The organism is Paraburkholderia tropica (assembly GCF_914484835.1).
GTDB lineage: Bacteria > Pseudomonadota > Gammaproteobacteria > Burkholderiales > Burkholderiaceae > Paraburkholderia > Paraburkholderia tropica_A.
In genome coordinates this window covers 19,968-30,821 of sequence record NZ_CAJZAR010000024.1, presented here as the reverse complement: position 1 = coordinate 30,821, position 10,854 = coordinate 19,968, and the positions used below count along the sequence as shown (strand labels likewise).

5 protein-coding genes are annotated in these 10,854 nt (G+C 68.3%); 2 read left to right on the top strand and 3 right to left on the bottom strand.

The features are described from left to right. Both LDO54_RS02065 and LDO54_RS02060 read right to left on the bottom strand, forming a co-directional pair. Positions 1-2,418: DUF748 domain-containing protein (locus tag LDO54_RS02065; protein WP_224005447.1), on the bottom strand; the 2,418-nt coding region annotated here is incomplete at its 3' end. 343 nt (positions 2,419-2,761) lie between these two features. Beyond that, complete coding sequence (locus LDO54_RS02060; RefSeq protein ID WP_224005444.1) at positions 2,762-4,195, bottom strand: DUF1254 domain-containing protein; 1,434 nt, start codon at positions 4,193-4,195, stop codon at positions 2,762-2,764. A gap of 330 nt (positions 4,196-4,525) precedes the next feature. On the opposite strand from LDO54_RS02060, the gene LDO54_RS02055 reads away from it, so the two are divergent. Continuing rightward, positions 4,526-7,117 (top strand): heavy metal translocating P-type ATPase, encoded by a 2,592-nt coding sequence (locus LDO54_RS02055; RefSeq protein ID WP_224005441.1) that lies wholly within the window; start codon positions 4,526-4,528, stop codon positions 7,115-7,117. 409 nt (positions 7,118-7,526) lie between these two features. After that, complete coding sequence (locus LDO54_RS02050) at positions 7,527-9,548, top strand: methyl-accepting chemotaxis protein (protein ID WP_224005438.1); 2,022 nt, start codon at positions 7,527-7,529, stop codon at positions 9,546-9,548. A gap of 136 nt (positions 9,549-9,684) precedes the next feature. Here the strand turns inward: LDO54_RS02050 and LDO54_RS02045 are convergent, their stop codons facing one another. Then, positions 9,685-10,563: a peptidylprolyl isomerase gene (locus LDO54_RS02045; protein WP_224005435.1), complete on the bottom strand. Its 879-nt coding sequence runs from the start codon at positions 10,561-10,563 to the stop codon at positions 9,685-9,687. Positions 10,564-10,854: the final 291 nt, after the last annotated feature.

The window sequence follows — 10,854 nt, the reverse complement described above, 5'->3', positions numbered from 1 at the left end:
GTTCAGCTTGCCCTGCGCGTCGAGCAGCACGCGCCCGTAGAAGCCCGAGAAGGTCACGCGGCTCGCGTCGACATCGGTGCCGCGCGCGTCGTCGTAATTCGCCTTCAGGTTCGTGAGCGCGAGCGAGCGCCAGCCCGCGAACGGGTCGGAGGTCGCCTTGTCGAGCATGCGCACGTCCACGAGCGCCGCGTCGCCGCGATAGTTCGCGCGCGTCGCCTTGCCCTGCTCGACCGAGAGTTGCCCCTTCATGTTGAGCAGCGCGCTCGCGATCACCGCGTTCAGCTGGCTGCCGAAATACGGCTCGAACGCGGCGGCGTCCAGACGGTTCGCGTCGATCTTCAGTTGCGCCTTCAGCGGCGTGGGATTCACGTCGCCGTTGAGCGCCAGCGTGCCCTTCTTGTTGACGGTCGCTTTCAGCTCGATCGGCAGCGCGTGCTTCATGTCGTCGCTGATCTGCTGGACCTTGAGGTCGAGCGGCGCGATCGAAAGCTTCACGGGGCGCGGCGTGGTGCTGTCGGTGAAGTTGACCGAGCCGCCGTTCACGCTCACCGAGTCGATCTTGTAGTGCCACGTCGGGCCTTCCTCGACCGACTTCTGCGCCGCGCGGATCGCCGTGCGCTGCGGCGCGGCCTGGTGCGTGTCCGCCAGCTCCATCAGATCGATCTTGCCGTTCTTCAGGCGCTCGGCGTTGACGGCAAGACCCGTCGCATCCACCGACGCGATCTGCGCCGTGCGCGCCGCCAGATCGACCTGGGTCAGCTTCACGGTGCCCTTCGTGAGCGCGAGCGCGGGCGTCTTCGCGCCGCGCGCGGCGACTTTGATGGCGTCGAGATTGAGCGTGCTGGTGCCGACCGTCACGGCGGCGGGCTCCTTCGCCCAGTTCGCGTTGATGGTGGAATCGAGGCTCAGCTTGCCGTCGACGACCTGCGCGGGCGTGACGTTGTCGATATACGGCTGCAGCGGCGGCAGGCCGATCGCGTTGAGCGCGATCTTCGCGTCGGCGGTTTTCGCGGCCATGCCGAAGTTGCCCGAGACCTGCACCGTGCCGCCATCGGGCGCGGCGAGCGCGAGCGTGTAGGCGGCGGGCTGCTTTGCCGTCGACGAGAAATTGGCGAGCGTCGCCGTGACGTTGCCGAGGTCGAGCCGCACGGGCCGCGCGGCGGCTTCGTCGTCCACGTGCAGCGTGCCGCCCGTGAGCGCGAACTGGCGGATCGAGAGATCGAGCGGCGGCGCTTTTTCAGCGCTCGCGGCGTTCGCGGCGTTCGCGGCGGTCTGCGTGCCCGACGCCGCGGCCGCGACGCTGGCCGACGCGCCGCTCGCCGCCGCAGCGGCCTCGGCCTTCGCGGCGGGCGCGTTGGCGAGCTTTTCGAGGCTCAGCACGCCGGCCTTGTCGCGCGCGACCCAGAGCGTCGGCGCGTCGATGCGGATCTGGTCGAACTGGTAGCGATTGGTGAACGGCTCAAGCGCATTCGCCGCCACGTGCAGGCTGCGCGCGTTGAGCAGCGGCGCGCCTGCGTTGTCGCTGGCGTCGATGTCGTTGAGGTCGGTCGTGCCCGAGACGCGCAGCGTCGGCTTCTCGCCCGACATCACGAAATCGAGCTTGAGATTCGTCGAGAGCTTGCCGCTTTTCAGCGTGACCGGCAGTTTCGACGGCGAGTACGTGAGCAGCTTCGGCACGTCGAGATCGGCGAGCTGCAGTTCGACTTCCGACTCGCGCGAGGCGGCGAACGGCTTGGTCTTGCCGTCGATGGCGAGCGTGCTCGCGCCGTCGATGCGCGCGCGCAGCATCGGCTGCACGAAGATATCGGTCTTGGACGGCAGCGTGGCGATGAACGGAATGCCCAGCGTCCAGCGGTCGATCACGTGCTTCTCGTTGAGCAGGCGGTCGTCGAAGGTGATCTGGCCGTTCTCCACGCGGATGTTCGAGACGGAGAACTCGGCGGGCTTGCTGTCCGGCTTGGCGGACGGCTTCGAGAACTTGTCGATCAGGTCCGAGAAGTTGAAGCGCTGCGCATCGAGACGCACGATGGTCGCGCGCGGCGAGTCGAGCCGCACTTCGTCGACGATGGGCGCGAGGCGGAACAGCGACGACCACGACGGCTTCACCACGAGCCGTTCGACGTCGAAGAAGTCGCCCTGGCCGCCGCGCTCGCCGATATGCACGCGATCGGCTTCGAGCCGCAGCGTGTACGGATTGAGCGCGATGCGGCCGATCGTGACGGGGCGGTCGAGCTGCTCGCTCAACTGTCGTTCGGCCAGGTGGCGGATCAGCGGCGGCGCGGCGAAGAAGCCGAGCAGGCCGAACACCACGAGGAAGATCAGGACGCCCGTGAAGATGCGCCGGGTGCGGGGCGCGCGTGCAACGGCGCGTACCGATTGCAGGGAAGTCGTCAGCGATGCTTTGTTGATGCTTGCCATGCTTGCTGGCCAATGACGCGGCAAGCGATTGCCGCGGAGTGAAAGACTGGGGCGATTTTGTCGGAAAAGTCCGACAGCCGGAAGTATAGGCCCGATGCCATTTCACGCGGCGGTAAAACGCGCGGCGTCGTGGGTTTTGCGCACGGCACAGCGCGGCGCGGCGGTCTCTGCGCGCATGCAGCGCGCGGCCAGGTAAGAGGTTTGTTGGCGTCAGCGAGCGGACGAGACGCGCTTCGGAGCGGCTACGTTCGTCGAGATGAAATGCAACGGCGGCGCACATCCCCGGAAGGATGGCGCCGCCGTTTCATGCGCGAGTCATCGACTCGCGAAGGTCACTGACAGGTCACTGACGCTCGACCGCGGGCGGCTGCCACGAGCCGTCGGTGGCTTGCGCCTTCGGTGCGTAGAGGCGCAGCACGAGGCGGAAATCGCCCTTCGGCACCGGCACCCAGTTGACGCCGCCGCGCGGACGCTCGGCGCTCACATGCACGTCGAGCGAGCCGTCGCGGTTGCGGCGCGCGCCGTTGCGGTCGCCGAACGCGACGCGCACCGGGCCGTCGCCGTCGAGCGCGCCGTCCGTCGTGTAGGCCGTGATCGACCAGAAGCCGCGCACCGGCGGCAGCTGCTTCGCGGTGAAGTGGATCACGTAGCGGTTCGCGCCGTTGAGCGCGTGGCCGTCGCTGTCCTGGGCGACGCGCGCGCGCACTTCGTCGAGGCTCGTCGGCAGGCCCGGCGACGTGTAAGCCGCGTAGGCGCGCAGGGCGTAGTCGGGACCGTAGTTGCCCGAGTCGTCGCCGATCCAGAGCCAGCCGTTGCCCGCCAGCAGATTCGCGGGCGGCGTGGCGACGCGCGTGCGGCCGTCCGCGAAGCCCGCCGCCACGAGCGCGGCGTCCTTCGAGCCCGACGGCAGCTGCGCCGTCTCGCCCGCGTGCACGCCGATGTCACCGAGAATCTTGATCGCGTGCGGATCGTCGGGCATCGACGGGTTGTCGTCGATCGCCTGCGCGAGACGCGTGAAGAAGCCGTTGGCGTCGAGCGCCGCGACCTGCGCGCCCGGCGTGCCCGTGGCGACCGGATCGCCGCTCAGGCCCGCGCCCGCGTCGGCGTCGGCTTGCGCGCCACGCTTGCCGCGCTCGTCCCAGGCCGACAGCGGCGCCACGCGGATGCCATGTTGCAGGCGGCGCACCGCCGCGAGGTCGCCACCGCCGCGCGTCTGGATGCGCGCGAGGAACCACACGTAGCGCGTGCTCACTTCGATGCGCTTCACGCGCGCGGGCAGCGTGCCTTGCCAGCCGGCGGGCACGAACGCAATCGTTTGCGCCTTCTGACCGGCGACGCGCTCCTTCGGCGGCGCAGCCGTCGACCAGACGACATTGGTCCACATGTCGAGCGCGCGGGCATCCATATAGCGGCCGTGCGTGTCGGGCAGCGCGACGATCACCGGCTCGCGGCTCACGTCGAACCAGCCGGACGAGGCCAGCGTGTCGAGATTCGGTTCGGGCGGGCTGGAGGCGCCGACGGGCGGCAGCGATTGCGCGTGGCGCAGCGTGTTCGGCGCGGCCTGGCCGGGCGCGCTGCCGGTGGCGGCTTCGCGCGAGACGTCCATCAGGACGAGCGGATAGCCGAACACGTAGGAATCCGACACCTCGTCCTTGACCCAGCCGTTGCTCTTGGGCGCGACGCCCGCGGGCGCGGAGGCGCAACCGGCGATCAGCGCGATCCCCGCCAGCGCGGCGCAGGTGCGGATAAAGGGAAACTCTCGGCGTTTTCTTTTCATTTGTAGATATAGGTGCGAAGCAGGGGCGGTCCATGAAGTGACGTCGACCGGCTTCCGACGCGGCGCGCGGCCCCCCCAAGGGCCGTGGTCTCGTGCGCGCAGCAGGGTGCCATGCCGCCGGGTGGTATCGTATCGCCCGCGCCTTGCCGTGAAAAGTCTGACGGACGTAAATATGCTTTGTGGGGCGTGGGGGGATTGGCGGGCGGCGAACTGGCGCCAAAACGCGCGCCGTGCGGCAAAATCACCCCCTTGACCTTCCCATCATGGGAACGTAGATACTGCGTCAGGTCGAATCGTTATTGCGCGTCATCGTGTTCGCGCCCCACCATCATGAACGAACCTCTCGTTGCCGACACCGCCGGCCGCAGCGAAGCCGCCAGCCGCGTCGCCGAGCTTGAAATCCACGGCATGACCTGCGCCTCGTGCGCGATGCGTGTCGAAAAAGCGCTGGCGAAAGTGCCGGGCGTCACGCGCGCGTCGGTGAATCTCGCGACGGAAAAGGCCACCGTCGAAGCCACGGCCGACGCCGATGCCGCCGCGTCCACGGCTTTCGTCGACCGCCTGGTCGCCGCCGTCGAAAAGGCTGGCTACGAAGCCGCGCCTGTCCCCGGCGAAGACGCCCCCTCCGACGCCCCCGCCACCGCGCATTTCGCCATCGGCGGCATGACCTGCGCCGCGTGCTCGAACCGCGTCGAGAAAGTGCTCGCCAAAGTGCCCGGCGTGGCCAGCGTCAGCGTGAATCTCGCGACCGAGGAGGCCGCTGTCACGCTGAACGGGCCGCTGTCCGGCGAACTGAGCGACCAACTCGTCGCCGTCGTGAAAAAGGCCGGTTACGAGGCCACGCCGATCATCAAGGACGCGCCCGCCGGCTCAGCCGCCGATGCCGCCACGGACTCCTCCGCCCACGGCGGCGCCCCGTCGCGCGCCGCCGCCGCCGAAGACGCCGCGCGCCGCGAACTGCGCGCCGTGCTGATCGCCGCCGTGCTCACCGCGCCGCTCGTCGTGCCGATGTTCGGCCACTGGCTCGGCCTGCAAGGGATGCTGCCCGCCGCCGCCCAGTTCGTGCTCGCGTCGATCGTCCAGTTCGGCTTCGGCGCGCGTTTCTATCGCGCCGCCTGGAAAGCCGTGCGCGCGGGCGCGGGCAACATGGATCTGCTGGTCGCGCTCGGCACCTCGGCCGCGTGGGGCGTGAGCGTCTACGCGATGCTCGCGCATCCCGGCGAGACCGCGCATCTCTACTTCGAGGCGTCGGCGGTCGTGATCACGCTGGTGCGCTTCGGCAAGTGGCTCGAAGCGCGCGCCAAGCGCCAGACCACCGACGCCATCCGCGCCCTCAACGCGCTGCGCCCCGAGCGCGCGCGTCTGCGCGAGAACGGCGCGGAACGCGAGGTGCCGCTCGCGCAGGTGCGCGTCGGCGCGATCGTGGTCGTGCGGCCCGGCGAGCGTCTGCCGACCGACGGCGTCGTGCTCGAAGGCCGCAGCCATATCGACGAATCGCTGATCACCGGCGAAAGCCTGCCGGTGCCGAAGGAACCGGGCAATCCCGTCACCGCCGGCTCGATCAACGGCGAAGGGCTGATCGCGGTGCGCACGACGAAGATCGGCGCGGAAACCACGCTCGCACGCATCATCCGCCTCGTGGAAAGCGCACAGGCGGAGAAAGCGCCAATCCAGCGTCTCGTCGACCGCGTGAGCGCCGTGTTCGTGCCCGCGATCCTCGTGATCGCCGCGATCACGCTGGGCGGCTGGCTGCTCGCGGGCGCTTCCGCCGAAACCGCGATTCTCAATGCCGTCGCCGTGCTCGTGATCGCCTGTCCGTGCGCGCTCGGCCTCGCCACGCCCGCCGCGATCATGGCGGGCACCGGCGTCGCGGCGCGCCACGGCGTGCTGATCAAGGACGCCGAAGCGCTCGAAACAGCGCACAACGTCGGCGTGGTCGCGTTCGACAAGACCGGCACGCTCACGCTCGGCCAGCCGTCACTCACGGCGTTCGAACCGGCCGCCGGCTTCGCGCGCGACGAAGCGCTCGCGCTGGCCGCCGCCGTGCAGCAGCACAGCGACCATCCGCTCGCGAAGGCCGTCGTGAAGGCTTACGCCGACGCCTCGCAAGGCGCGCCGCTGCCCGCCGCCGCCGAGGCGCGCGCGGTGCCCGGTCGCGGCGTGCAGGCGCAGGTCGAAGACTGGCGGCTCGCGATCGGCAGCGCGCGCTGGGTCGCGGAACTCGCGCTCGACGTGCCGTCCGCGCTCGCGGCTCGCGCCAGGTCGCTGGAAGCCGAAGGCAACACGATTTCGTGGCTGATCGGGACGCGTTCCGCTGCACAGCCCGATGCACAACCGAACGCACAACCCGACACAGTCCTCGCCCTGCTCGCATTCGGCGACACCGTGAAGCCGACCGCGCGCGACGCCATCGCGCGTCTGAAGTCGATGGGCATCCGCAGCGTGCTCGTGACCGGCGACAACGCGGGCAGCGCGCAAGCCGTCGCGGCGGAACTCGGCATCGACGAAGTCCACGCGCAGGTGCTGCCCGACGACAAGGCGCGCACGATCCGCGACCTCAAGATCCGCACCGGCTCGATCGTCGCGATGGCCGGCGACGGCATCAACGACGCGCCCGCGCTAGCCGCCGCCGACATCGGCATCGCCATGGCGACGGGCACCGACGTGGCGATGAACGCGGCGGGCGTCACGCTGATGCGCGGCGATCCGGCGCTCGTGGCCGCCGCCATCGACATCTCGCGGCGCACGTGGCGCAAGATCCAGCAGAACCTCTTCTGGGCGTTCATCTACAACCTGATCGGGATTCCGCTCGCCGCCTTCGGCCTGCTCAATCCGATGCTCGCGGGCGCGGCGATGGCGTTCTCCAGCGTGAGCGTGGTGACCAACGCGCTGCTGCTGCGAACCTGGCGCGACAGACGCTGAAGCGCCCCGCTTCCCCAAGCGCTCACCTCTTCCAGTCAAGCGCGCGATGGCCACCGCCGTCGCGCGCTTTTTTTCGTCCCACTATTTCGCTTTCCCATTTATTGCACAGATTGCAATGCGTTATTTTCGTGTGCGAAGTATTCGCGGTTGCGTGCTAACGCCGCGCTAACGCGCGATTATTGCGACAAATGCATTGTGCACGCGCAGCGCGGCGCGTTATTCATCTGAAGATATAACGCAAAAATCGCGCTTTTCCCGCGCATTTCCTGCTCTCCACGCCGATTTTCGTTGCGCGCGCGTGCATTTTTTCGCTCACCCCTCAAGGATTCAAAAAGCTGGCCGTAAATCGTTTGCCAGCGCTTCGAAAGCGCCCGGTCCCTCCGCTTTATTCTTTTCAGGAACCGCTTCAATGATTCCATCCGTCCAGCGACGCACGAGCGTCGGCGTGCGGCTCGCGCTGCTTTCGTGCGTGCTCGTCGCGGCGATCTTCGCGGCCTTCACGTGGGCGCTCACTCACAGCGCCGCCACGCAGGTCGGCGACCAGGTGCGCGCGCGCATCGCCGAGAAGGACCGTTCGGTCGCCTCGACGATCGCCCTCATCGACAGCGCGCTCGACGCCGAAGTCGACCGCTCGATGTCGCTCTTTGCGAGCTTCCTGCCCGGCGAGTTCGCGCTCGATCCCACCCAGACCGTCGACATCAACGGCAAGGCCACGCCGACTTTCAAGGTCGGCGACCATGTGCTGAACCTCGACTTTTCGATTCCCGATCAATTCCTCGCGCGCAGCGGCGCCATCGCGACCGTGTTCGCGCGCAGCGGCGACGACTTCGTGCGCGTGACGACCTCGCTGAAAAAGCAGGACGGCTCGCGCGCGATCGGCACGCTGCTCGACCGCAAAGGTCCGGCTTACGAGCCGATCGTCGGCGGGCGCAGCTTCGCGGGCCTCGCGCAGCTGTTCGGCAAGCAGTACATCACCGAATACCGGCCGATCACGGATGCGAGCGGCAAGGTGATCGGCGCGTTGTTCGTGGGCGTCGACGTCGACAAGCAGATCGATGCGATCAAGTCGGAAATCGGCAAGCTCAAGCTCGGCGAAACCGGCTATTACTTCGTGCTGGATGCGTCGAACGGCGCCACGCGCGGCAATTTCCTCGTGCATCCCGCCGACGCGGGCAAGCATTACGACGACGCCAACGCGCCGTACACGCGCATGCTCGACGCGGGCGAAGGCACGTTCGAGTTCACGGGCGCCGACGCCTCGCTCGGCGAGCGCGACTCGCGCGCGAAACTGGTCTCGTTCGTGAGCGCACCGCAATGGCAATGGCTCGTGGGCGGCGTGGTGCCGCGCGACGAGATCATGGCCGAGGTGAACGCCACGCGTAACCGCTTCGCCGCGATCGGCTTCGTGCTCGTGGTGCTGTTCGCCGCGCTCTCGATCTACGCGGCGCGCCGCATGGTGAGCCAGCCGCTCGACGCCGCCGCGCACGCCGCGGGCCGTCTCGCGGCGGGCGACCTCACGGTGCGCATCGGCGCATCGCTCGATTCGCGCGGCGCGCAATCGACGCATGCTTCATCCGTGGCGCACGACGACTCGCAAAACCAGGGCGCCGACGAAATCGGCCGCCTCACGCGCGCGATCGACGGCATCGGCGTGGGCCTCGCGCAAATCGTTTCGCAGGTGCGCAGCGCAAGCGCGCAGATGAGCGACGGCACCTCGCGGATCGCGCAAGGCAGCGGCGAAATCGCCGAACGGATCGCGAGCCAGGCGAGCAGCCTTGAAGAGACGGCGGCGAGCATGGAAGAAATCACCTCGACCGTGCAGCAGAACGCCGATCACGCGCAACGCGCCAACACCGTGGTGACGGGCGCCGCCGACGCCGCGCTCGAAGGCGGCCGCGCCGTCGAACGCGTGGTCGCGACGATGCAGGACATCAGCCGCGCCTCGCAGAAGATCGGCGACATCACGAGCGTGATCGACGGCATCGCGTTCCAGACCAACATCCTCGCGCTGAACGCCGCCGTCGAAGCCGCGCGCGCGGGCGAGCACGGCAAGGGCTTCGCCGTGGTGGCGAGCGAAGTGCGCGCGCTCGCGCAGCGCAGCGCGGCCGCCGCCAAGGAGATCGCCGAACTGATCACCGAATCGACCTCGACCGTCGATACCGGCTACCGCATCGCGGGCGAAGCGAGCACGACAATGCGCGACATCGTCACGCGCGTGGAGGAAGTGCGCTCGATCATCGCCGAGATCAGCGTGGCGTCGCGCGAGCAGTCGGGCGGCATCGAGCAGGTGAATATCGCCGTCTCGCAGATCGGCGAAGCCACGCAGCAGAACGCCGTGCTGGTCGGCGACGCCGAACGCGCCGCCGCCGCGCTCTCCGAGCAGGCCGCGACGCTCGCGGAACTCGTGAGCGTGTTCAAGGTGCGGGGATAACGGCGCTTAGGTGCGCGCAGGTGCGCTTAGGTGCACTTGAATGCGCGCCTGTTGAAACGAAAAAAGCCGGACGGTGCGCGATGCGCCGTCCGGCTTTTTTATTCGATGCGAAGCACGCCGCTTCGCGACTCCCGCCTTAGCGCACGATCGTCGCGCGGCTCGCGAGCGCCTGCACGCGCTGGTTCACCGCAGCATCCAGCGACTCGGCCTTCAGTTGACGGCGGATTTCCTCCTTCACCTCAGCGTAGCTCTGCACCTTCATCGGACGCTTGTCCTGCAGCTTGACGACGACCCACGCGTCGCCCGACTTGACCGGTTGCGGCGCGACACCGCCCACCTGCAATTGCGAGATGGCCTGCGCGACTTCGGTCGGCACGCCGCGCGTCTTGCCGTCGACCACGGGCGTCTTGAAGCTCACCCACGGCATCTGGCCGCCGTTCGCCTTCGACGGCGCCACGCTGTACTGACGTGCGAGCGCGTCGAATGCCTGCCCCGCCTTCGACTGCGCGATCACGTTCTGCGCGGCGGCCTGATCGGCGACGACGATCAGTTGCGGCTTGAACTCGTTCTGGCCGAGTTCCGCGTTCACGGCGTCGTAGCGCGCCTTGATCTGGCGCTCGGTCGGCTCGGCCGGGTGCACGTTCGCTTCCAGCCACGCGCGGACCGCGACGTCGGTCTTCTCGCCTTCGGCGGCCTGAGCGACTTCGGGACGCGTGTCGAAATGGTCGTGCACGGCCTGCTGACGCAGCAGCTCGCGCGCGATCAGGCCATCGCGCAAGGCAACGCGCAGTTGCGGCGCGTCGGGCGCGCCGTTGGCGGCGACCTTGCGTGCAATCTCGTCGAGCGCCGACTGCGGAATGGCCACGCCGTTGACGACGGCAATCGCCCCGGCAGGCAGCGCCGACGACGACGCGGCGGAGGGTTCGCCGGCCGCGTGCGTGAGCGTGGGCAGCGCGGTGCTGACCGCCACGGAGGTGAAAGCGGTCACGCACAGGGTGCGGATCAGGTTGGACATGCGGATCACTTCGGAACTCCAAGGTTTGAATGCGGAGGCGCTTCGCGGCGCTGGCCGGATTGTTACGGCGAATCGAGCGAATCTAGCGGAGATTCGTTTCGGAATGCGTCAGCAATTGTCAAAGCTCGGGAGTTCCTACTTTGAGCGTGACTTAGGTCAGCATAAAAATCGGCCTGCTTCGTGGCCTGCTTCGTGGCCGTTTTGAAGAACGGCTTAAGGATCAAGGCCCTGGCGAAGATGCGGACAGCTTGTCCACAGGGCTGCCAACAATTTCTGTGGACAAACAGGTGC

What these genes read in the sequence shown, in the direction of transcription:
- LDO54_RS02060 (WP_224005444.1), bottom strand. Translation starts at nt 4,195, where the DNA reads ATGAAAAGAAAACGCCGAGAGTTTCCCTTTATCCGCACCTGCGCCGCG.
- LDO54_RS02055 (WP_224005441.1), top strand. Translation starts at nt 4,526, where the DNA reads ATGAACGAACCTCTCGTTGCCGACACCGCCGGCCGCAGCGAAGCCGCC.
- LDO54_RS02050 (WP_224005438.1), top strand. Translation starts at nt 7,527, where the DNA reads ATGATTCCATCCGTCCAGCGACGCACGAGCGTCGGCGTGCGGCTCGCG.
- LDO54_RS02045 (WP_224005435.1), bottom strand. Translation starts at nt 10,563, where the DNA reads ATGTCCAACCTGATCCGCACCCTGTGCGTGACCGCTTTCACCTCCGTG.